Origin of the sequence: Parasaccharibacter sp. TMW 2.1888 (assembly GCF_023167265.1) — a bacterium.
GTDB lineage: Bacteria > Pseudomonadota > Alphaproteobacteria > Acetobacterales > Acetobacteraceae > Bombella > Bombella apis.
The window spans coordinates 1345381-1366554 of the sequence record NZ_CP030979.1; the positions used below are offsets into that span (position 1 = coordinate 1345381).

The window sequence follows — 21174 nt, forward strand, 5'->3', positions numbered from 1 at the left end:
CCAGAAAGAGATTATCCGGTCTGGGTGAGGGTCTGGCGGGCAAGGGCTTTTATGGTGCTGGCTTCCACGGCACGGGCAATGTCTTGCGGTCTGCCATGACCTGCCGTTACGGTGATGTTGATGGTCGGGCTGTGCGTGGTCGTGTTGTGGGTCGTGAGAGGGTGCGGTCGTGCTGCGGTTTCGACATGCCGGGCAAGGTGGGCAAGAGCTGGCCCTGCACCGGGAGTGGGCCTGCCCGGAATGGCGGGGGAACGGGAACCCGGTGCTGCAGGAAGCATCCGTGAGAGTGTCTGATCCGTACGGGCAAGGGTCAGGGACAGGCGATGCAGCCGCTCCTGGTCCTGCTGCGGCGTGGGTGAGACGTTCAGTTCCCGTGAGGCCGTGCCGGTCAGGTATGGGATGGACATGGCAGGCAGGAGCCTGCCCGGCTGGCGAGGAGGGGGTGTCTTCTGGCGTCCGGTTTCATCATGGGGTGAGGAGAGGCCTTCAGGAGCATGAAGGTTCAGGATGCTGCGGGCCGTCATCATGGCTGAAAAACCTTGCAGGAGGGGGCCGGGGTCCGCTCCCTCCCGTGTCGTATCAACCTGTCGTGCCTGGAGGTGAAGGACACGCTCCAGAGCCTGCTCTGCATTGTGGAGGGTTGGCTCCACGTCCTTCAGGGCCTGTCGGGCGGCAGGGGTGGACTGGGCCAGCAGGGTGGACCAGTCCCGCACGGTCTGTACCGCCGAGGGAGGCATGGGCTGGGGTGAAGGGGCTTTCGCTTCGGGAGTTGTGGCATCGCTCTGGCGGGCCGGTGGCTCCGGCGTTGGCATCATGGCGGGCAGAGGGCGTGCCATGACAGGGACATCTGTTCCGTCTGTGTCCTGCTGTTTCAGACCAGTGAGTGATCGCCCCCCGGTGAAAAGGGCCAGTGCCCCCATGACATTCCGCCGGAAGGCTGCCGTGCCCTGTTTCAGGGGGAGATGGGCCGGGGGACGTATCAGGTCCGACTGGGCAATGAGTGTATCAAGAATGGCCATTCATGCGCTCCACGGCCGCAATTTCCCAGAGAAGCCACATGTCTTCGCTGTCATAGAGGGTTTTCAGCTCATGCAGTGTGGCTAGCCCCGCCCCGATGACAAAGGCCATCGGACTGGAGAGATTCACGCAGCGGGCGGGAGGTCCCCGTCCGGCTGTGTCTCCCTCAAGATGGCGATGAGGGGGTATATCTGGTAAATTGCGGCCTTGAAAAAATCCACGTTCAGCCGGAAGGCCTCTGCCCGCAAGGCAGGCAACGTGTTGGGGTCCGTTATGTCCGCCTCGATGAGCGGGGCAGGCTCAAGGGCCCGGTTCATGGGGTCCCGGCGGATTGTTACACAGTCCAGAAGGCCGGAGAAAGCCCGGTCACAGTCTTCATCGCTCATGTGCCCGAACAGGGCCATGCTCTGGCCGGAGAGACCGGCAATGCCGCTGTGCAGGGCCTCCCGTGGGGTGTTGGCTCCGGCACGGGCCAGGGCACGGACGACATGCCGTGCCCAGCGGTCCGCCGTGAAGGCCGACATGCGGGAAATGACAAAACATTTGCCTGCATCAGGGCCTTCGGCAGGGGTCCATTCGATGGTTTTCATGGTGGGTTGCCTTACAGCCCTGCCGGGAGGACATTTTCCCATGTGATGTTCACGGTCCGGTTGCCCAGCGTTGTATCCCCCGCCGGAACGGGGTCATAATCCGTCAGGCAGCCATTGGTGAAGGTGAAACGCTGTCCCAGCCCATGCAGCAGAAGCTCGCCGTTCAGTTCGTAGACTGTCCGGGCCTGCCGGGAGGCCGTGGCGATGGCATCGAAGACGGGAAGGGAGCGTGATCCGGCAGAGAAATGCAGGGCCATGTGATAGGCCGAAGGGACAAATCCCTTGTTGAGACGGCCATCAATGGAGAGGCTCGTCGTGGCCAGCTTCAGCTTCTGGGAGCCACTCCAGCCATGGTCGGTTGCCCAGTTCTCCAGCGTGATGGGCGCATTGAACAGGGTCTTGACCGTGAGGGTGAAAACGGCGTCAGCCGAGGTGATGAGCGCAGTGCGGGACATGACTTACTGGACCTCGATGGATGCAAGATGAATGGACTGGACGGACTGGCCATCCGTGTACCAGAAGCGGCACGGGGGACTTCTGCGGGCGGCCCGGATGTCGGCTGCGGCGGTGGAGGCATTGGGCTGGAAGTACCAGCCCCGGCTCTGCACCGTGTCGCTGATGGTGGTTCCGGCAGCCTGGTCGATCTGCTGTTTCTGAAGGGATGTCAGTTGGATTCCGGGGCGGATGGCCCCGAAGCGCAGGGCCTGGTTGATGGTGTCCTGCACGCTGGCCGAGATCAGCCCATCCCCGAGGCTGTCATACGGAATCTGCCCGGTCTGGAGCAGAAGCGTGGTCAGGGCGGACTGGAAGGACGCATTGAGCCATATCTGGTTGATGTAGCTGTCCGCCCAGAGGAAAGCCCCCGAGACATGCCCGTCCTCCAGCCACTGGAAGCGGCCCAGCCCGTTGGCATAGGCCCCGTAGAAATTGTAGCCATTGGCCCGGAGGGTGGCGGCTGTCGTGGCATCGGTCACGCTGGGGGTGAGCAGCCCGCTGCGGCGAAAGCAGAGCGTGGTGCGCCCGTCCGTTGCGCTGAAATCGAGCGAGGCCAGCCAGCCGAGACAGAAGGCGGCAGCTAGAGGGTCCTGATAGATCAGGGTGGTGCCATCAATGTTCCGGTTTTGCAACCATGTGCCGAAGCTGGCACTGTTCTGCGGGTTGAGGGCCTGCTCGTCCGTGTCCCATGGGACATACCAGTAACGGTCCGTCGTGCCGGCCACCCATGTGGCGAAGGCCTGTTTCTGTGTCAGGGTGGGTTCCCATGTGGTGGTGAAGCCGGTGAAAGCCTGATTCTGGCTGGTGATGAGGTCCATCAGGCTGGCAGGATCGGCCTGGTGGGCCGGGTCCGCCATATGGATCAGCAGGGTGGGCGGTATCTGGGCTGCATCGTCATGGCTGGCGAAATAGACGGCGGCCATGCGGGCTTCCGGGCTGTTGGCGGGGAAGTCTTTCGTCACGTCTGCCAGGGAGCCGTAGGATTTCAGCTGACCTGTACCGAGAGCGGCTGAATCCGAAGGGGTTGTGATGAGCAGCCCGTTCATGAAAGGAACGCCACTGGCTGTGCCGAGTGTGACGGGATTGATGCTGACAGTCTGGGCAAGAGGGATGGTGCCGGTCAGGGAGGCCATGATGGAGTGTCCTTGTCTGTGAAAAAGGAATCAGTGGTTGGCAGATGGGAGGGGAGTGGCCAGGGTGGCTTCCACCATGGAGGCCATGCCGAGGGCTGTGGCCGTCTCAGCCGGGCGTTTCAGGGTGGTCATGATGACGAGACGCAGTGTCAGGGTGGCGGAGGCCTCATACTGCTGTTCTGCACTGGTGAAGTCCTGCTGCGTGAGGGGCCCGGTGTCTATGGGGGCCATGTCAGGCCGTCTGTGGCGGAACCACGCCACGGTCCGCCGGTCCCGCCACAGGGTGCTGACACCGCCCAGAACCGTCAGGGATTCAGGCCCACGGGCGGTGAGCCGGATGGACAGTTCCATGGGCTGGGAGATGGTGACGCCTTTTGCATCATGGCCATGGCTGTTGGTGGCGAGCGGACGGCGTGTGGTTGGCTGCATGACGAGATGGCTGCCTGAAGGCATGGGCAGACGGTTCTGCTGGCCCTGGAAGAGGCCCCAGCCTTCAGGCAGAATTTCTGCTTTTAGCCAGTCTCCCAGCATCTGCATGACCGTGCTGTCTGTCGGGGTCAGCTGGAACTCTGCCGGCATGGAATCTGGCGGGTGACGATCAGGCGGCACCATTCATTGGCTCCCCATTGTTCGAGTATTTTCGTGACCAGCCATTCCGATCCTTCAAACAGGAGGCTGTCGCCCCCGCTCTGCAGAGGGCGACTGAGAGTATGGGCGCTGCCTTGCAGAAAGACGGTGCGGCTTTCTCCCTGCTGGGCGATGTCGCCAATGAGCTGGAGGAGAGTGGCCGGGGCGGGCTGGATGTCGATCAGCACAGGGATGTCCTCATGAAGCGGGGTCGTGCTGTAATCGGCGGCAATCTGGCTGCCTGTCATGCGGCGGAGAATGGCAGGCTGAAGCGGATTGATGGTGGTTGTCACGTTGCTGGTGAGAGAGAAGAGATTCATGCTGTCTGGCCTTCCATCAGGTGGTGAAACCGGTCAGGCGGGACTGGATTGACGAAAGCGCATGACTGCGCCACTTTACGGCCAGTTCTGGCTGGTTGCGGATGCGTGTTCAGCCAGTGAGACAGGAGTAAGATCGTATGTATGGTGCTGTAACCGGCAAGGCCGTGCTGTTTGCCGTGGTGCTGATCCTGTGTCTGCTTTCTCTGACACGGACCATTTTCCTGATGATGCGGGCCGGTGATGGCAAGCGTATCACCTTCGGTACGCTGGTCCATCTCGTGGTGCCTTTCCTGTTCGCCTATGTTGTCTGGAAGCTGCTCTGGCACTGAGAGCGTCAGGTGATGATGGAAGACGGCCCACCCTTCTGGGGTGGGCCGTTTCCGTATCAGGGCCAGAGGTAGGCTGGATGTGCCTGGCCAGGCAGGAAGCGCATCTGGCGGAGGGGGGCCGTGGCCTGCCAGAAGATCAGTCCATACTGTGTCTGGCTGAACCACCCGGCCTGCCTTGGCAGGGTACTGCCATCCAGTGTGATGGAGACCGCCCCCCGTGTGGCGGAGGCGACCCGTCCGACTGGCGGTGCCGCTGGCGGGCTGCCGGTGGCCTCGCCAGACTGGGCTGGTGTTTCGGTGGCGAAGAGCTGCGCTTGGTGCGCTACCAGCAGCCAGAGCAGCGTCCTGCGTCGTGTCATGTCCCGGACAGGGGAACGGCCCGTATTGTTGAGGATCAGTTCTGCCAGCTGGAAGAAGCTTTCCGCCTGCCCGGCACTGACATGCCCGACGAAGGCCGGATAGGCGGCGAGCCAGTCCTGATAGGAAAAGGTAACCTGCCCTGGGGGGGAGGAGTCCGTCATGGTGGCATTGTCTCCCGGTTGGAGGCCCGTGCCGTTGGGCTGGAGGGCATAAGGCACGGGCGGGTGGTCAGGCTGTTTTCTGCATGGGGGTGACACCTTCGGCCAGGGTGGTGTTGTCAGCCCCTTCCAGCCCCGTGCGGTCCTTGGCCAGTTCGGCCATGGCATTGTCGGCACGGGCGGGCGTGGTTTCGGCAAAGATGATCTTCCGGGTGATGAGGTCGCTCTGCCTGTTCTGTTCCAGCCAGGCTTTCCAGAAGTTGGTCGGCACAGTGGTCCGTCCTGCCCGCCCGAGCAGACGGTTTTCCACGGGATGGTAGAGCGGGTCCTGCCGGATGCCATTCAGCAGTATGGAGGACCGGGCCTGTGGCGGAGTCATGACGGGGGCCGTGGCCTGTGTCCGTTCGCTCAGGCTGGAGAGGTCATGCAGGTCGAGCCGGATGCCGGAAGGCAGACGGCAGAGGACGGTGACAGTATCGGCCATGGTTCAGATTCCTGTCATGGTGACGCAGGCCACCGGGTAGAACCAGATGGTTCCCCATGTGCCCTGGGATTTTTTCTGGCGGATGTAGGAGCTGTAGCGTTCGACCGCATGGGCACGCAGCTTCTCGGTAAAGGCGGTGGTGACACTTTCCTGCCCGTCCACCTCCCGCAGGAAGAGCTGCATCTGCGTGACCTTGCTGAGACCACCAGACAGCGTACTGCCGGCTTCCGGCAGGGTCTCGATCTTCAGGTTGGGCAGGTTCTCCCGCAGCAGTTCACGAAGGGAGACACGGAACTGGTTCGTGTACAGCAGGCACTGCTGCCGCTCCGTCGGAATGACGAGGGTCAGGGGGCTTTCCAGCGTGACATTTCCGCCCATCTGTTCGGAAAGCTGCTGGAAGGCCTTGAGAATGTCGGCATAGACCTGCATCGGGTCGGTCATGCTCAGCCAGTCGCTGCTGCCCGTTGCCGCTCCGGAAGGAGCAATCTTCGGGGTGGGCTGGATGGCCGGTGGCAGGGCCGTGTCATTGAGGGCACCACGCAGCTGGAGACCTTCCATTCCGAAGAGGCTGATGCGGTTGCTCGTCTTGTTCAGGATGGAGATGGACGCCTCATTCTTGCGGGAGACCCAGTCCAGCCGTGCCGCCCCCATGCGTTCCGCCTCCCGTTCTCCCCAGCGGGTCCATGTCTGGAAATGGAAGGACTGCCTCTGCACCCAGTTGGCGTTGACGTCACTGTCCCCGGAGCTGTCATAGTCCCCGTAGGAAGCTGTCTGGCCGGAAAGTTCGACAAAGGGGAATTGTGCCGTGTCCGTCAGCCAGTCGCCTTTCTGGCCCTGGCCATAGATGGCCTCGGCCCGGATGGGTGTGATGAGAGCCTTGATGGTGCGAGGGTCGGCATAGGTGGAAAAGATGGACGGAATGCCGGAATTGGGAGCCGTCACGGCGCTGTCGAAGGCCATGGCGTGGTCAAGCACGCCATGAATGCCGAAGTCACGTTTCAGCATGGCGGAAGAAATGGAGTGGGGCATGGTGATACCTTGCTTGTGGTCGGGAGCGGAGAAGGGGCGGGCGGGTTGAAGAGGGGTCAGGCCGTCATGGGGTGCATGGGGCCGGAAATGATGATCGGTTCTCCCGCACTGCCGCCACGGGAGACCGTCCAGCCTGTGGCCACGGTTCCCTGCGGTGTGTTGCCTGCCGGGGCCGTCTGGAGGCTGCCGTCACCTGTGGAGGCATAGACGGCCTGTCCCGCCGTGGCTGCCGTGCTGGCCACGGCCCAGAAGTCTCCACCCTCAGCAAGGCTGGCCATGAAGCCCTGCGGCAGGGTCATGGTGGCGGACTGGAGATACTGTGTCGTCAGCCCCTGCTGCGAACGGTAGAGGAAGCCCGCCGGGGTGGTGGTGCCGGTGTGGCTCAGGCTCCCGCCGTCTTCATGACGCCAGACGAAACGGGCAATGGTCAGCCCGCCCTCTCTGGCGATGAATCCGCCATCCGGGGCGATGGCCGTGCGGATGGGGTTGGCACTGGCCGGGGCTCCGGGAAAACCCTGCGGCCATGTGTAGGAGACAGTCTGCTGGAAATCGGACATGGATGTGCTTTCTGTAAATCTGGGCAGGGATGGGGTTAGTAACGGCGTGGTGCCGTATACCCGGTGGCGGTTTCATCAGCGGCAGGAGCGTGCGTGATGGGTGGAGTCATGGCCTCCAGACGGGTCTGGACGAGGGCATGAAGACCGGCCTGATTGATGGCGGCGAGACTGTCCGCTGCCATGCCGGCCTGCCGGAGGGCATAGCGGTAGACGTCATCGGCACTTTCCATGCCATGAACCTCTCCGACCAGGGGGCGGACAAGGCGGCGTGCCTCCTCCGTGGCCTGGCGCAGGGCACGGTCGGCGGAAAGGGCCTTCTGGATGGCCTCGTTCAGGGCAGATTCCGCCTCTTCATGGTGGGGTACCTCGGCGGTGGGCGTGTCGTCTTTCCGTGTCATGGTGGTGACTGCTTTCCCTGTGGCTGAAGAATCATGGACCAGCACGTCAGGGCCGGCCCGTCCTTTTGTTACGAGAGCAATATGGTTTCCCCGGATGTTGACCATGCGTCCGTCATAGGGCTGGCCCTCATGGGTGCCCGGCGTCATGTCCGCCTCATAGGCGTAGCCGCAGGATAGTTCCTTCTGGTCACCGGACTGGATGCGGGTGATGGCAGGACCATCAAAGATGACCATGCCGACCGTCAGGTAGGGGCTTTCGAAGCGGGCATTGTCCATGGTGGAGCCGACCGTCAGCTCCCTTGGGTGGGCATCCGCACTGGTGGGGACGTGTTCCTCCAGAACAGGCAGGGAGTTGAAACTGTCTGCCGCCTTTTCCAGTTCTTTCGGGTCCCGCAGGAGGCGGTAGGACTGGTCCGGGTTCAGGCCCAGCCGGGCATGGTCGGGAATTTCCCGCCCCTGATAGAGGCAGATGTTGGCCTTGCTGATGGGGGTCCGTTCCACACGGAGGCGTCCGTTGTCATCAAAACTGCGGACGGACCCGGTGCGGTCATAGGCGAGAATGGTCATGAGGCCTCGGATGGCTGTGGTTGTGTGGTCTGCTGCCAGAGGGGCTTGAAGGTGATCTCCAGCGCAGGGTCGGTGTCTCCCCAGAGGTTGAGCTGGATCAGGGTGAGCAGGCGGCTCAGCACGGGCCGCATGTGGGCTTCCTGAAAGGCGGCGATCTCATCGTAGAACACCCTGATTTCTCCAGCGGAGGAGGCGTTCAGCCCGTTGGGGGTGATGCCGAAGAGCTTCACGAGCGGTATGCCGGGTATGGAGGCCATGGCTTCCATGGCCTGGGACTGGAGGTCGGCAAGCCCTGTCAGGGGTGTGGCCACGATGGATACATCCTCGTTCTGCCGGTCGGCCACGATGATGTCCTGTCCTTCGGAAATTTTCTGCATGAAGGAGGCCCGCCCCGTGATGGAGGCTGTCGGGTCGGCCTCGTCGCTGGTGCCGGTGGCCATCAGGCCGCCCATGTCGGTCTTCAGGACAAGCCTTGAAAAATTGGCCGTGATGTTGCTGATGCTGTTGCGGGTCCGCAGGAAGTTGTGGACATAGGGGCGCAGCTGCTGTGTCAGGCTCATCCCGCCGAAATTGAATGACGGTTTGAAGAGGTCGGATACGCCATAAGGCACCATGCTGATGAGCCTGTCCCGATGGACAAGGCTGCCCTGCACCCACCAGTTGCGGGGCCGGTAATAGTCATCCTGCAGGGGGGAGTCGGCATTGTAGGCGTTGGGCGTGGTCCAGACCGGTTCGATGTTTTTCAGCCCGGCCAGAGTTCCCCTGCGGACCCCGTGGGGGGTGAGGGGCAGCGGGAGTGTCTGCCCATAGGTCGTGCGGGGCGTGTCAGCCATGTTGAGCCAGATATGGCCGATGCCGTAGAGCAGGCTGTCCAGAATCTGCTGGTGCAGAAGCTCGCGGACATTCAGCCGTTTCATCTCCACATCCAGCGCATGAAGGCGGGCTGCGGGATCCGACGGAAGAGCCGGAGAGGGATGGTCTGGGTTGTGCGTGCTGAGGCTGATCCATTCCCGTGTGGCTTCCCGTGCGATGACATCACAGGGTTTGCGGAACTCCGCCCGCTGGGCCATCTGGGCGAGGGTCGGATACCCCAGAAAACCAAGCCCGTCGGCCATCCATGATGGCTGTGCTGCCGTCTGTCCCATGGCCCAGCAGGCCATGTCCATCATGGCCGTGGGGGCAGAATCCATGCTGGGCTGGTCATGCCCTTCCGGCACGACGCCCGGTGGTGGCCGGTAGGGGGAGAATGGCGTGGCTGTCTCTCTGTCATCGGGTGTAGGGATGGTGTGGGAGGCCCGCCACAGGCGGGTCAGCCAGTGGGGACTTGTCTTTCCGGCCATACTGGTGTGACGTGGAGCGGCGGGTTCCTGCCGGGGGCGTGCGGTTGTTGTGGGCTGTTTTTCAAACAGACGGGTGAGAGAAAAACCGGGCATGGGCAAGGCCTATCTGTAACGGAAAGGAGACGTGTCATGAGATGGATCGACTGGAAGGCATCATCACAGCGTATTGCCGGACGGATGCTTCTGCTGGCCCTTCTGGGTGGGCTGATACTGGGGGGAGCCGTAGGGGGATGGCTGGTCTGGGCGCTGGGTCATCCGTGAGAGCCATGTCCATCAGGTAGGTGGTGCAAACCGTGAGAAATCCGGCAGGGGGGACTGGTTGGTGATGAGGCCATCCAGAGCGTAACGCAGGGCGTCGATGTAATGGTTGTTCGCATCTTCCACCTGCGGGAGGACATCGCCTGTCAGCGGGTCCGACCTGTAACGGTAGAGGCGGAACTCACGGACTGTCTGCTGGCAGCGGGGATGGATGCGGATGGACCGGAAGGAGCGCAGCCTCTCGATGCCATCCTGTACGCTTCCGGGCCATTTTCGGGCGGCACTGATGCGGAAATGATGGCGGGTGCGAAGGTAACTGATCGTTTCCGGCCGGGCACCGTCTGCCCGGATGGGCCAGTGGCGGATGCCCGGTATTCTGTCGAACAGGGCAGGCAGGTGGTCCAGTGGAATGTGGGTGCCGCCTGCCTCATGGTCGATATGGAGGATGTCCTCGTGAATGAAGCAGCGTATGACGGCTGTGGGGTCCCGTGAGAAGCCCCAGTCCACTCCAAAATGGAAGCGGCAGCTGCTGGGGGGCCGGAACTCTTCAACCGTGATGCGGTCGGGGAAGATGAGGGCTTCGTGATGCAGCTGATAGCCTCCCTCCCAGATATGGCCATAGTCCTGTGGTCGCAGATGTTGATCCCGTTTTCGTTCCTGGTCCAGAACATTTGGGAACCACGGATTGTCTGACCAGTTCGCCCGGATCGTGATGAAGGAGGGGTCACCTTCCGTGGCAGGATCACGCATGAAGGCATCCACAGGGTCGGAGGGATGATTGGGATTCCAGCTGAACCAGAGTTCGGAACCGGGCTGGCGGATGGTCGGGCGCAGGAGTTTCAGGGACCTGGCCGAGAGGGACTGCGCTTCCTCCACCCAGGCGATGTTCATTCCTTCCAGGGATTTTATGGTTTCGGCATTGTGGGACTGCATCCCCTGGAAGAGGATGACACCGCCGCCGGGTGTACGGATTTCCCTGTCCAAAACTGTGAAGAGGTGGGACAGGTTCAGGCGTGCGATGGTGTCCCGGAGCAGCTGGTGAACGGAAACAGTCAGGGATTTCTGGATTTCCCGGATGCAGACCGCCCGCAACCCGGGGCGCAGTGTGGCCTGTTCGATCAGCATTCCGGCAAAGAAACAGGACTTCCCGGAACCTCGTCCTCCCCAGATGCCTTTATAGCGGGCAGGCTGTAGAAGGGGCGCAAAGGCCCGGGGTGTCATGATGGTGACCCGGTCTGTTGTCATGAGGCCCCTGCATTTTATTGCGGTGATGTGTCCGGTGGTGTTGTGCCCGGAGCAGCGGGATCAATGATGAGCCGCTGGATGGTGTGTACGGGGCCGCCATCATGCCCGGCATGTTCCATGGTCTGCCGGTCGCCATACCGCTTTGGGGCACGGCGGGCCATGATCCAGCGGAGCATGTCGAACCTCAGCTTGTGGAAATTGACCGTGGCCGCATCAGCTTTTTCTGGCATGGCCCTGATATGGGAGAGGATGGTGCTTTCCAGACTGTCGGCAGACAGTTCCCGTGCCCGGCGATAACGGGGCAGGAGGGCCGGATGTTTCTGGAGCCAACGATAGAAGCTGCGCAGGGTGGGGCGCTGTGCGCCGGAGCAGATGTCATGCAGGGGAGTGCCGAGCATGAGGTCTTCCATCATTTCATCAAAGAGTTTCTGCGAGAAGGAGATAGGCTTTTTGCGGGGCGTGTCATGAGACATGGGTCGCATGAAGGCGGTTGCGGGCATGTCTGCCAGAGAAGAAGGGCAGCCTGTCACTTTCCAGAGCGTTGACCTGCAGTTCCCGGTGTGTCCGGAGGCGGAGCTGGGTGAGGGTGAAGGCGGAGAGACTTGCAGGCTGGGGGGTGACGGCCTGACGCTGCTTGAGGAAGGGAATGGCCCTGACGACCGCATTTTGTTTCAGTCCCAGAATGAGTTCATCCCTCCATGTCAGAGGAATGTCGGCCCTGTGTGTCAGGGCTGGAGCTTCGTGGATCGGGCAGAGAACAAGACTGTTGCCCTCTTCGGCAAGAACGGTGCAGAGGCCGCGTCTGGTCAGAACGATGCGGCCGCGGCCGAGCGGCTGCCCGGCGGGGGAGGAAGGCATGTGAGCCATGGAAGAAAGTCCGTTTTTAATGAATGCAGGTGCCGGGCATGGAAGCCGGATCATGCATGTCCGGCAGGATGGGCCTCGGTGGTGCAGTGGAGGTGGATCATGGCGCATGGGGTCGCACCGCCGGGAAGGGCGGTGGTTTGCGGAATCCATCCTGAAGGGAAAGAAAAGCTGTCTGTCTTGGAACAGCAGTCATGAAAAAAGCCGTACACCCCTCTGGGCGCACGGCTCGTGATGATGTCCTTTTTATAGGCTAAAGCGGGTAAGCTGTCAACAGGAAAAAAGCAATCCGGGTGCCATGGTCAGTTGCGGAGTTCCGCAGCCGTGATCTTCTGGGGTTTGTTCAGGATGATCTCGCCATGCCGGATGATCTTCTCAAGACCTTCAGGGGCCAGATGATAGCGTCTGGACAGGGTCATCATGTCGAGCCCTTTGCGATGTTCCCGGGCAATGGTGACAGCCTGTCTGGCTTTTTCGCGTCTCTGTCCCTGCCAGAAGGCGGCCAGCATTTCCAGTGTGGCGGCGCACTCTTCCGAAGCCTTTTTGCGGGCACTGTCCGGGTGCAGATCGGGATAGAGTTTGGAGCCGAGGGAAGAAAAGGACCAGCCGAGTCCCAGCATGTTCACGAGCAGCTGGTGTCGGGCCCGTCCCGCATGGCGGCGGAAGGCGTTCAGCCGCCCCCAGGCTTTGCCCTGCAATGCATTGAAGGTGAAGACATTCCCCGCCTGTGCGGGGGCGCCGCCATTTTTCATGATGTCGAGATAGCCGTGTTCGGCCAGCATCCAGTCCTTGACCCACTGTTCTGCTTCAGAAATGACATCAGCAGTCAGACGTGAGGAGAGGGCACCAAGAGTGTTGGCACGGCGGCGCCTGCGGCCGATGATTTCATAATCGGGCTTGCGGGTCCGCTCCCGGGTCGGGGTGGTCGTGATGTGCGTGATGCGAGACAAAGGAATTCTCCCGGAAAACTGCGTTATGGTCCGTAATGGGGCATGGCCCCATGACAATCAGGTCATATGGAGAGGATGAAAGCAGTGAGGGTATTTCTTCCTTGGCAGATTGAGTGTCGGAGAGCCTCCTGTAAGGAATTGCTCCGAGGATGCGGGGATATACCCTTAACTGTCAAGAAAAATTAACAGGACCTAGGGTGTCCCCTGTCTGGACACACGCAGGAAAGAGGGATAATCCCCGTACTATGTCTATTGAATCGTTGTTGTCGCATCTGGATTCCCTTCTGGCGGCCCAGGGATTGTCCGACAGGCGGGCCTGTCTGAAAGCCCGTGAGATCAATCCTGCTGTTGGTGTGGATTTTTTGCGGGACATGCGTCGGCGCAAACATCTCCCCCGTACGGACAAACTGGCAGCCCTGGCCCAGGTGCTGGGTGTGCCGGTTGGTCCTCTGGTAGCAGAGATCAGCAGGTCTGAAGAGCAGAAGACAGTCGAACAGCCAGCGCCGTCTCCCAATCTGCCTGTTTCGCAGGTGCAGGTCTGTGGTGAGGTGCAGGCCGGGGTCTGGAAGGAGGCACATGAATGGCCTCTTCCAGACCAGTATGCGATCACCATTCCTTACGATGCAGCCTATCCCGGTCTGAAGCGATACGGGTTGATGGTGAAGGGGCAGTCCATGAACCGTGTGTTTCAGGATGGTTCGGTGGTTATCGTCATCAATTTTTCCGAGCTGGGACGCCGGCCCCGTAATGGGGATTATGTGGTCGCCATGCAACGTTCCAGAGTGTCGGATGGTTTCGAGGCCACCATAAAGGCGGTTCAGGTCAAGGAAAGCGGGCAGATGGTTCTCTGGCCCCAGAGTACCGAGCCGGAGTTTCAGTCACCGATCATCCTGCCTGCACCGGGTGATACGGTCTGCCACAGCGCTGCTGAGAGCCCGGATGTAACCATCCTTGCGCTGGTTGTCGGCAGTTATGTGCCGATGCCAACGGCATCTTTTCAGGGATCGTGAGAGGGGCTGAGGCAGGCATGTCCCATCCGGCGGGGTTGGAAAGGGTGAAAGAGGGTAGGGCTGATGACGCTGCGAGGCGGATCCTGCATGTGGACATGGATGCGTTTTATGCTTCCATTGAGCAGCGAGACAATCCGGCTTTACGGGGCAGGCCAGTGGCTGTGGGGCGTGGGTCAGGTAGAGGTGTCGTGGCCGCTGCTAGCTATGAGGCCCGTGTCTTTGGTGTACGTTCCGCTTTGCCCTCGCACATGGCACTGGAACGTTGCCCGGAGCTGATCTTCGTTCCTCCCCGTTTTGACGTCTATCGTGCTGTCTCGGCTCAGATTCATGCCATTTTCCGGCATTATACGGCGCTCATACAGCCGCTGGCGCTGGATGAGGCCTATCTGGATGTTACGGAACAGTGGCCTCCTTATGGATCTGCTACAGCCGTTGCTGAAGCCATCCGGCGGGATATTCGGCAGCAGACAGGGCTGACGGCCTCAGCGGGGGTATCGTATAACCGTTTTTTGGCCAAACTGGCTTCGGGGCAGCGAAAGCCCGACGGGCTTTTTGTGATTTCCCCCCGGCAGGGCGCTGCTTTCGTGGCGGATCTGCCTGTGGAGAAATTCCATGGTGTGGGGCCGGCGACCACGCGGCGGATGCATGGTCTGGGAATCCACACGGGAGCGGACCTCAGAAAATGGACAGTGCCGGAGTTGAGGCGGCATTTTGGCAGTTCAGCCCAGTTCTATCATGATATCGCCAGAGGTCAGGATCATCGCCCGGTAGAGGCCAACCGGCCCAGGAAGTCATTGGGAACGGAGACAACCTTTCCGCATGACGTGGCTGAATGGGACAGGCTGGCAGCGACGTTGAAAGCGATTGTCAGCAAACTGGCTGCTGGCTGTGCGCAGAAGCGCCTTGCCGGACGGACCGTTACGCTCAAGTTGCGCTATGCCGGATTTCATACGGTAACCCGGGCTCGCTCAATGGCTTTCCCTGCCGCCGATGAGTGCGTATTGCTGCCAGTGGCTTTGGAAATTCTGCGCAGTTTCTTTCCGCTGGACCGGCCAGTGCGACTGCTGGGACTGACCATTTCCTCGCTGGTGTCGTATGAGGACCGTTCCCTGCCGGTACAGATGGGTCTGTTTGAGCAGACTGTCTGATTTCCCGGGAGTGCATGGAGAATGGCTTGCCTGATCTTTCGGGAAGAGCGAGGATGAATGAACCGGCGGCACTGGCTGGTGGTCAGTGCCGTGTCGCCCAGAATCAGGGAGGGAACATGAGTGATTTTCCCAAGGATGCTGCATCCTGTGTACAGCTGAATGATGGTCATGCCATGCCGTGGATCGGGCTTGGTGTCTGGGAAACACCGCCTGATGAAACAGCTGATGTTGTCAGAACAGCCATAGAGCTGGGCTACAGGGCCGTGGATACGGCCCGGCTGTATCGTAATGAGGCGGGAGTTGGCGAGGGGCTGAAAGGGCACCCCGCCATGTTTGTCACAACCAAGGTCTGGAATGACGAGCAGGGTTATGATTCGACCCTGAAAGCTTTTGATGAGAGTGCCCGTCTGCTGCAGCGTGATGTGGTGGATCTCTACCTCATTCATTGGGCAATGCCGCAGCAGGGACTGTATGTGGAGACGTGGAAGGCTCTGATCGACCTGCAGAAACAGGGGCGTGTCCGGTCTATCGGCGTGTCCAATTTTGAGAAAGATCACCTCCAGCGAATCATGGATGAGACAGGTGTTGTGCCTGCCGTCAATCAGATCGAGATTCATCCTTTCTTCCAGCAGGAGGAATTGCGGGCTTTTCATAAAAGCGTGGGAATTCAGACCGAAGCGTGGCGTCCTCTGGGCAAGGGGACTGTACTGAACAACGAGCTGATTGGTGATATTGCCAGACGCCACGGCAAAAGCCCGGCACAGGTGATTCTGCGCTGGCACCTCCAGAATGGGGTGATCGTGATTCCCAAATCAGTTCATCGGGAGCGCATGGCAGAGAATCTGGACCTGTTCGATTTTGTCCTGCCCGAGCAGGAGATGGCGGCGATCGCCACGCTCCATAGGGCGGATGGCCGCATGGGAGAGAATCCGGCGAATCCGGTATTCGGCTGACATGGAAGAGGCGCATCCTGTTTGTGGGATGCGCCTCTTCCTGTTTCCGGGGATGCTCGGGCGTGTCAGATATCGAGAAGATTGACCGACTGGGCCTGCTCCTGAATGAACTGGAAGCGCAGCTCAGGCTTGCGGCCCATGAGGCTCTCGATCCGTCTGCGGGTCATCAGGTTGTCTTCTGTCGGGACGGTTACACGCAGGAGTGTGCGGCGTGCAGGGGACATGGTGGTTTCCTTGAGGTCGGAAACCGGCATTTCCCCCAGCCCTTTGAAGCGTGAAATTTCAACTTTGGCATTGGGCTTGAAGTCCGTCTTCAACCTGCGGTCACGGTCGAGATCGTTCATGGCGTAGACGGTCTTGCTGCCATGAGTGAGCCGGTAGAGTGGTGGTTGCGCCAGGTAGAGGTGCCCCTGTCGGACGAGCTCCGGCATCTCCCGGAAGAAGAAGGTCATCAGCAGGGAGGCGATATGGGCGCCATCCACGTCAGCATCTGTCATGATGATGATGCGGCCATAGCGCAGTTTTTCAAGGTCGAGAGTCTTGCCAAAGCCACAGCCAAGTGCCTCGATCAGGTCTTTCAGCTCCGTATTGGCCAGCAGTTTTTCCTGTGTGGCAGAGGCGACATTGAGTATCTTGCCCCGCAGGGGCAGAACGGCCTGTGTTTCTCTGTCACGGGCCTGACGGGCAGACCCCCCGGCTGATTCGCCTTCCACGAGAAAGATCTCCGTCTCATGGGCATTGCTGCGGGAGCAGTCTGTCAGCTTGCCGGGCAGACGCAGGCGTTTTGTCGCCGTTTTGCGGGTTGTTTCACGGGCTTCACGGCGGCGCAGGCGTTCTTCTGCCCGTTCGACCATATAGCCGACCAGACTGTCAGCCTGTTGGGGATTGCCCCCCAGCCAGTGGTCGATCCGGTCCCGCAGGGCACCTTCCACGAGGCGACTGGCCTCCTGTGTGGTCAGCCTGTCTTTTGTCTGTCCCTGGAATTGTGGGTTGCGGATGAAGACGGACAGACGGGCATTGATGGTGCCCAGCACATCTTCCGCCGTGATGGTGCTGGAACGGCGAATCTTGCGCTGGTCCCCCCAGTTGCGGAAGCCTTTGACGAGTGCCGCTCGCAGGCCGTTCTCATGGGTGCCACCCTGTGGTGTGGGGATGGTGTTGCAGTAGGAAATGAGAGCGCTGTTTCCCTGGTCGAGAAAGGCAACAGCCCACTCGACACGCCCACCGGGTTGGCCATCGGCAGCCACAGGCAGCTCAGCCTCACCAGCCCAGAGGGGGGTAAGCAGGGCAGGTGAGGGACCAAGATCAGCCGTCAGGGCATCTTCCAGACCATTTGGATAGGCGATGACAGCTTCGGCTGGTGGAGCATTGTCCCCTTTCAGAAGTTCCGGGGCACAGGACCATGTGATGCTGACCCCCCGGAACAGCGCTGCCTTGATCTGGCACTGGCGGTACAGGCGGGCCGGGGAGAAATGCAGGGGGCCGAAAATGTCACTGTCCGGGGTGAAACGCACCATCGTGCCACGCCGGATGGCAGGTTTTGTGCTTTCTAGCGTACTGGTTGGCAGACCACGGGAGAAAGTCTGTCGCCATCCCTTGCGGTTGCGGTAGACCTCGACTTCCAGATGGGAGGCCAGTGCGTTGACGACAGAGCTGCCCACACCATGCAGACCGCCTGATGTGGCATAGGATTTGCCAGAGAATTTCCCCCCCGCATGGAGCGTGGTGAAAATGACCTCAAGGGCTGATTTTTTCGGGAAGCGGGGATGGGGGTCAGTCGGAATCCCACGGCCATTGTCACGGACCATCAGGGTGTGGGCGTCTTCCAGACAGACCTCGATGGTCGTGGCATGACCCGCCACGGCTTCATCCATGGCGTTGTCAATGATTTCGGAAGCAAGATGGTGGTAGGCCGCATCGTCCGTACCCCCGATATACATGCCAGGGCGACGGCGTACGGGCTCCAGTCCTTCAAGGACCTCAATGGCCCCGGCATCATACTGTTCAGCTGGCTGTACATGGGAGGGGGCAGGTGTGGAACCCTGCTCGAACATATCGGCCATCCTGTGATCCTGTCTGTCGGGGCGTGGGGAGGGGCGGGAGGTCAGCCCCGGCGCCTGCGGCGGCTCGTGGCCCGGTGGGGAGGCTGGGGTGCCGTGCAGCTTTCGTAGGAAGAAGGCTGAACAATATCCTTGGCCTCGGCATAATGGGCGAGGTCGCTGTTCGAATCGTCCAGCGCCTCGATCTCGTCATACATCGGCACACGTTGGGCACAGAAAGCCGTACCGGACTTCAGCCCCCCCAAGGACTGCACATCCGCCAGCTGGGTGATGTAATCATCATGTTTTTTCTGCGCCTGGCGGCCAAATGTCCGGTGGAAATAGGAATCCAGCCGTCTTTCCGATTCTGTCAGGATGGGGCGGAAGCGTGTGATGAACTGGTTGTAACGGTCCTGCGTCTGGCAGGAGAGAGCCGTCACCATGAGTTCCGATTTCAGACCAGCCAGATTGAAGGCTGAATGGTCTTCTGCCGAAGAGTGGCAGGCTGCTGCCCATGAGGCAGGGGCAATGGCAAAAAAAGCCGCAGTGGCAAGGGCCAGTCCAGTCCTGGAGAAGGACAGGCCGTAGGACAGAAGAGACATATGAAAACTCCCGCTGACAGGTTCTCTGCCTATATCATGGTCATTTGGGAAAGTCTGCCCTGAGACGGGCAATTCTTTGGTGGATATGGCCGTGTAATGATGAAGGAAACGTTAAACATAACTGACAGAGAAAGAAATATGGAAGACCTCATTCTCATGATGGTGCTGAAAGCGTATCGTGCGTTCTGAAAACTGGCGGATTGCGGGCAGGGGCCTGGATGCGCCTTTTTTATCTGTTTTTAGTTTTCTCTGGAGTGGACTGTGCAGCAGAGCAGTTTTCTAGTGCGGGCAGGGGTTGTCGGTGCAACTCTTCTGGCCCTTGGCGGGTGTGTCGGCCAGCAGTCAAGGGGGCCGAGTGGCATCGAGATTCCTCCCAATCCTTTTGCCAACGAGAAGCGGGCTGCTCATTGTGAGGTATCGCCTGTGCAGACAGACGCCACGGGCCGCATGAGTGTGAGCATGACGGTCAGTGCTGGTGATGGCGGTACCTGCCCGTTTTCTGTCAGCAAAGGGGGTGGAGGCAGTTACGTGTCTTTTGGTGTGGTTCCTCCGCCGGAGAATGGCAGGGCCTTTCTGTACAATTATGATAACCGTACATATGTGGAATACACCCCTGCGGCGGATTACAAGGGGGCTGACAGCTTCACCGTGGAGCTGATTCCTGCCCATGCACAGCCACGCCGTCAGCTTCAGGTCCGTGTGCAGGTCGAGCCGGCTGTCGTTGCGGCTGCCCCTGCCCCTTCTGCGGAGCCGGGCAAGAAGGTAGCCGAATCAGCTGAGAAAAAGACGCCTCAGGCTGTCCATCATGCGACCTCCCGAACGGTGCACCATGCCGTCAGCAGGCACGCTCCGGCAGCCAAGACGAAGTAACAGGGCGTAGAGACCTGTCAGAAAAAACGGGCCGGACACACTGAATACGTGTCCGGCCTGTTTTTTGAGAGGGCACATCAGGATGTCTGACCGGCAGGCGAAGGCCGGTCAGACTCTGAAGTACCTGTTTACTGGAAGTCGATTTCCACCCGGCGGTTCTGCGGTTCTGCCGTACCGGGGCGGGTGGAGACCAGTGGCTTCGAATCACCAAAACCGTGAACCTCGATGACGCCAGCCGGTACGCCATCGCGGATCAGCTCTGCCTTGATGGTCTGCGCACGGCGGAGAGACAGGGCCATGTTGTAGGCTTCAGCCTTCCGGCTGCCAGGACGGACAGCCGAAGAATCGGCATGGCCATTGACCTGGATCCGGGTGAACTGGGCTGATGTGGAGTTGCGGGCAGCTGTTTCCACGATGGCCCGCGCCCGGTCGGACAGGTTGGCACGATCCCAGTCGAAGAACACCAGATAGGTGCGGACGGGGGCAGGTGCCGGGGTGGAGAGGGTGGGGGCCTGTGTCGGTGGCGGCGGAGCCGGGTTGAACTCATAGCGCAGCCCGAGCATCAGGGAATGGTTGAAATCTGTCCGGCTGCCACGCTTGCCGCTGACGGGTCCACTGTCGGGGGCAGCGATGTTGTAGGATGCTGTCGTGAAGTGCCTGTGGCGGCCCGTGATGGTGTAGAAGCGATATTCCATTGTGGTGGAAAGGCCAACAACCCATGGCACGGGCAGTGAAACACCAAAGATGCCCTGATAGGCAAAGCCGCCTGCGCTGTCACGGGTCCGCTGCCTGTAGCCCCTGTCTGCGCCTGTCCCCTGGATTCTGGTGTTCGTGAACTGGCTTCCATAACCGATACCAGCCCCGAAATAGGGGTAGATCCAGTTCTGGCCGATATCCATGTCAAACAGGGCATTGGCCATGCCCCCGTATTTCTGCTGGTGACCATGGGCTGTGCTGCTGAAGCCGGGGGAATGGAACCGGGAAAGGCGGTTGTTGCGGTAGTTGCCCTCCACTTCCACACGGAAACCGTTCCCCAGTCCCCAGCCGATGCTGCCCAGCCCGGTGATGCCTGTCGCAAAGTCGTCCCGACCATGCGCAAAGAGCTTCGTGTGGGGATTGACGGTCTGGGACTGGTTGAAGCTCGCCCCCGCTGCCCCGCCGACATAGAGGCCACGGACAGGCTGTGCCCGGGCCGCACCAAACGCCATGACTGACAGGCAGGCGGCACAGGCGCTGCGGGCCAGCAGTGATGTAATGGAGGGGCGTGCGGTCATGTAATTACTCTCCAGCCAGACAGGTGGCTACCCTTTTCACTGAAAGTGACAGTAAACGCAATGGATTGCCGGGACATACCTGTGCCGTTTGCGTCTGAATCGGGAAAAGATGTGTCCTATGTGTTACAGGTGGATGAGGCGTCGGTCGGCCCCCGGGGAACATGGGGCTGGTCAGTCTTCATGGCTGAAGCGGCGTGTGGTGATGTCATGTTCCAGCGGGTGGGTGCTGTCTAGGACATCAACCTCCATGATCCAGAGGTCAGGGTCGTACCGTTTCTGCCGTTCCAGATAGGCATTGGCCTGCATCATGGCACTTTCCGTGTCGCTGTCCTCAAAGGTCTGGCGCAGCCATGTCGCACCCTGTTCCCGTAATATGGCGATGCGTCCATCCCGGCCATTCAGCATGATGAAGACACTGCCAGCATCTTCGTCACCTTTACGGACCAGAGCGGCCATCAGGCCATTCTGGTTGAGGTGCCTGAGGGTGGCACGGACCCAGAATCCGGTTTTCAGGCCATGGAACATGAGTCCGGTCTCCCTGCCAGATGGTGCATAGT

Annotated in this window: 27 protein-coding genes; 6 read left to right on the forward strand and 21 right to left on the reverse strand. The window is 60.5% G+C overall.

The features are described from left to right. Positions 1 to 11: 11 nt before the first annotated feature. Genes DTQ13_RS06195 through DTQ13_RS06225 form a run of 7 tightly spaced genes read right to left on the reverse strand, consistent with a single transcriptional unit; the run spans position 12 to position 4182 of the window. Positions 12 to 1019 carry a hypothetical protein gene (locus tag DTQ13_RS06195; RefSeq protein ID WP_248460350.1) on the reverse strand — a complete coding sequence of 336 codons (1008 nt, stop codon included), beginning with the start codon at positions 1017 to 1019 and terminating at the stop codon, positions 12 to 14. Further along, positions 1006 to 1146 carry a hypothetical protein gene (locus DTQ13_RS06200; RefSeq protein WP_156878805.1) on the reverse strand — a complete coding sequence of 47 codons (141 nt, stop codon included), beginning with the start codon at positions 1144 to 1146 and terminating at the stop codon, positions 1006 to 1008. Before DTQ13_RS06200 ends, DTQ13_RS06195 begins: the two co-directional genes overlap by 14 nt. Next, positions 1143 to 1607, reverse strand: coding sequence for a phage tail assembly chaperone (locus tag DTQ13_RS06205; protein WP_086431788.1), 465 nt, complete (start codon positions 1605 to 1607; stop codon positions 1143 to 1145). The genes DTQ13_RS06200 and DTQ13_RS06205 overlap by 4 nt, the downstream gene beginning before the upstream one ends. A gap of 11 nt (positions 1608 to 1618) precedes the next feature. Then, a complete protein-coding gene (locus DTQ13_RS06210; RefSeq protein ID WP_081562632.1) occupies positions 1619 to 2062 on the reverse strand; it encodes a phage tail fiber protein in 444 nt (147 codons plus the stop codon). 3 nt (positions 2063 to 2065) lie between these two features. Beyond that, positions 2066 to 3235, reverse strand: coding sequence for a DUF3383 family protein (locus tag DTQ13_RS06215; protein WP_103765807.1), 1170 nt, complete (start codon positions 3233 to 3235; stop codon positions 2066 to 2068). A 30-nt stretch (positions 3236 to 3265) separates the two neighbouring features. Continuing rightward, on the reverse strand, positions 3266 to 3847 hold the full coding sequence (locus tag DTQ13_RS06220; RefSeq protein WP_248460351.1) for an LIC_12616 family protein: 582 nt from the start codon (positions 3845 to 3847) through the stop codon (positions 3266 to 3268). Then, a complete protein-coding gene (locus DTQ13_RS06225; protein ID WP_248460352.1) occupies positions 3793 to 4182 on the reverse strand; it encodes a hypothetical protein in 390 nt (129 codons plus the stop codon). Before DTQ13_RS06225 ends, DTQ13_RS06220 begins: the two co-directional genes overlap by 55 nt. A gap of 137 nt (positions 4183 to 4319) precedes the next feature. Here DTQ13_RS06225 and DTQ13_RS06230 point away from each other — a divergent pair, with 137 nt between their 5' ends. Next, on the forward strand, positions 4320 to 4511 hold the full coding sequence (locus tag DTQ13_RS06230) for a hypothetical protein (RefSeq protein WP_043562128.1): 192 nt from the start codon (positions 4320 to 4322) through the stop codon (positions 4509 to 4511). 56 nt (positions 4512 to 4567) lie between these two features. Here the strand turns inward: DTQ13_RS06230 and DTQ13_RS06235 are convergent, their stop codons facing one another. The 6 genes from DTQ13_RS06235 to DTQ13_RS06260 form a co-directional block, all read right to left on the reverse strand. Beyond that, positions 4568 to 5032, reverse strand: a complete 465-nt coding sequence (locus DTQ13_RS06235; protein WP_198027225.1) for a DUF4054 domain-containing protein — start codon at positions 5030 to 5032, stop codon at positions 4568 to 4570. A 67-nt stretch (positions 5033 to 5099) separates the two neighbouring features. Then, complete coding sequence (locus DTQ13_RS06240) at positions 5100 to 5513, reverse strand: hypothetical protein (protein WP_181005249.1); 414 nt, start codon at positions 5511 to 5513, stop codon at positions 5100 to 5102. A gap of 3 nt (positions 5514 to 5516) precedes the next feature. Next, positions 5517 to 6542 carry a hypothetical protein gene (locus tag DTQ13_RS06245; RefSeq protein WP_052349250.1) on the reverse strand — a complete coding sequence of 342 codons (1026 nt, stop codon included), beginning with the start codon at positions 6540 to 6542 and terminating at the stop codon, positions 5517 to 5519. Between the two features lie 56 nt (positions 6543 to 6598). Continuing rightward, positions 6599 to 7099 carry a hypothetical protein gene (locus DTQ13_RS06250; RefSeq protein WP_248460353.1) on the reverse strand — a complete coding sequence of 167 codons (501 nt, stop codon included), beginning with the start codon at positions 7097 to 7099 and terminating at the stop codon, positions 6599 to 6601. Between the two features lie 35 nt (positions 7100 to 7134). Then, positions 7135 to 8064, reverse strand: a complete 930-nt coding sequence (locus tag DTQ13_RS06255) for a DUF2213 domain-containing protein (RefSeq protein ID WP_248460354.1) — start codon at positions 8062 to 8064, stop codon at positions 7135 to 7137. Next, a complete protein-coding gene (locus DTQ13_RS06260; RefSeq protein WP_248460355.1) occupies positions 8061 to 9497 on the reverse strand; it encodes a DUF1073 domain-containing protein in 1437 nt (478 codons plus the stop codon). Before DTQ13_RS06260 ends, DTQ13_RS06255 begins: the two co-directional genes overlap by 4 nt. Positions 9498 to 9533: 36 nt before the next feature. Here DTQ13_RS06260 and DTQ13_RS09210 point away from each other — a divergent pair, with 36 nt between their 5' ends. After that, positions 9534 to 9665 carry a hypothetical protein gene (locus tag DTQ13_RS09210; protein WP_256462226.1) on the forward strand — a complete coding sequence of 44 codons (132 nt, stop codon included), beginning with the start codon at positions 9534 to 9536 and terminating at the stop codon, positions 9663 to 9665. Between the two features lie 12 nt (positions 9666 to 9677). Here the strand turns inward: DTQ13_RS09210 and DTQ13_RS06265 are convergent, their stop codons facing one another. The 4 genes from DTQ13_RS06265 to DTQ13_RS06280 all read right to left on the reverse strand — a co-directional run bounded on the left by DTQ13_RS06265 (position 9678) and on the right by DTQ13_RS06280 (position 12721). After that, a complete protein-coding gene (locus DTQ13_RS06265; RefSeq protein WP_227449774.1) occupies positions 9678 to 10907 on the reverse strand; it encodes a PBSX family phage terminase large subunit in 1230 nt (409 codons plus the stop codon). A 14-nt stretch (positions 10908 to 10921) separates the two neighbouring features. Then, positions 10922 to 11380, reverse strand: a complete 459-nt coding sequence (locus DTQ13_RS06270; RefSeq protein ID WP_248460356.1) for a hypothetical protein — start codon at positions 11378 to 11380, stop codon at positions 10922 to 10924. Continuing rightward, positions 11370 to 11774, reverse strand: coding sequence for a hypothetical protein (locus tag DTQ13_RS06275; protein WP_086431794.1), 405 nt, complete (start codon positions 11772 to 11774; stop codon positions 11370 to 11372). The genes DTQ13_RS06270 and DTQ13_RS06275 overlap by 11 nt, the downstream gene beginning before the upstream one ends. A 299-nt stretch (positions 11775 to 12073) precedes the next feature. Continuing rightward, complete coding sequence (locus tag DTQ13_RS06280; protein WP_043561032.1) at positions 12074 to 12721, reverse strand: hypothetical protein; 648 nt, start codon at positions 12719 to 12721, stop codon at positions 12074 to 12076. Positions 12722 to 12966: 245 nt separating this feature from the next. Here DTQ13_RS06280 and DTQ13_RS06285 point away from each other — a divergent pair, with 245 nt between their 5' ends. From DTQ13_RS06285 to DTQ13_RS06295, 3 genes are all read left to right on the forward strand, one after another. After that, positions 12967 to 13731 (forward strand): LexA family transcriptional regulator, encoded by a 765-nt coding sequence (locus tag DTQ13_RS06285; protein ID WP_166651630.1) that lies wholly within the window; start codon positions 12967 to 12969, stop codon positions 13729 to 13731. A 95-nt stretch (positions 13732 to 13826) separates the two neighbouring features. Further along, the gene (gene dinB, locus DTQ13_RS06290) at positions 13827 to 14879 is read left to right on the forward strand and encodes a DNA polymerase IV (RefSeq protein ID WP_248460357.1); all 1053 of its coding nucleotides are present in this window, start codon (positions 13827 to 13829) and stop codon (positions 14877 to 14879) included. 116 nt (positions 14880 to 14995) lie between these two features. Continuing rightward, positions 14996 to 15832, forward strand: coding sequence for an aldo/keto reductase (locus DTQ13_RS06295; RefSeq protein ID WP_043561701.1), 837 nt, complete (start codon positions 14996 to 14998; stop codon positions 15830 to 15832). Positions 15833 to 15897: 65 nt separating this feature from the next. Here DTQ13_RS06295 and DTQ13_RS06300 read toward each other — a convergent pair whose 3' ends face one another. Further along, complete coding sequence (locus DTQ13_RS06300) at positions 15898 to 17895, reverse strand: type IIA DNA topoisomerase subunit B (RefSeq protein ID WP_408902113.1); 1998 nt, start codon at positions 17893 to 17895, stop codon at positions 15898 to 15900. Between the two features lie 41 nt (positions 17896 to 17936). Continuing rightward, on the reverse strand, positions 17937 to 18473 hold the full coding sequence (locus DTQ13_RS06305) for a hypothetical protein (protein ID WP_081562618.1): 537 nt from the start codon (positions 18471 to 18473) through the stop codon (positions 17937 to 17939). Positions 18474 to 18734: 261 nt separating this feature from the next. Here DTQ13_RS06305 and DTQ13_RS06310 point away from each other — a divergent pair, with 261 nt between their 5' ends. After that, the gene (locus DTQ13_RS06310) at positions 18735 to 19343 is read left to right on the forward strand and encodes an Ig-like domain-containing protein (protein WP_232317271.1); all 609 of its coding nucleotides are present in this window, start codon (positions 18735 to 18737) and stop codon (positions 19341 to 19343) included. A gap of 128 nt (positions 19344 to 19471) precedes the next feature. On the opposite strand, the gene DTQ13_RS06315 is transcribed toward DTQ13_RS06310, so the two are convergent. Beyond that, positions 19472 to 20617, reverse strand: coding sequence for an OmpA family protein (locus tag DTQ13_RS06315; RefSeq protein ID WP_043561026.1), 1146 nt, complete (start codon positions 20615 to 20617; stop codon positions 19472 to 19474). A 171-nt stretch (positions 20618 to 20788) separates the two neighbouring features. Next, the gene (locus DTQ13_RS06320; RefSeq protein WP_086431799.1) at positions 20789 to 21142 is read right to left on the reverse strand and encodes a DUF1491 family protein; all 354 of its coding nucleotides are present in this window, start codon (positions 21140 to 21142) and stop codon (positions 20789 to 20791) included. Positions 21143 to 21174 lie beyond the last annotated feature (32 nt).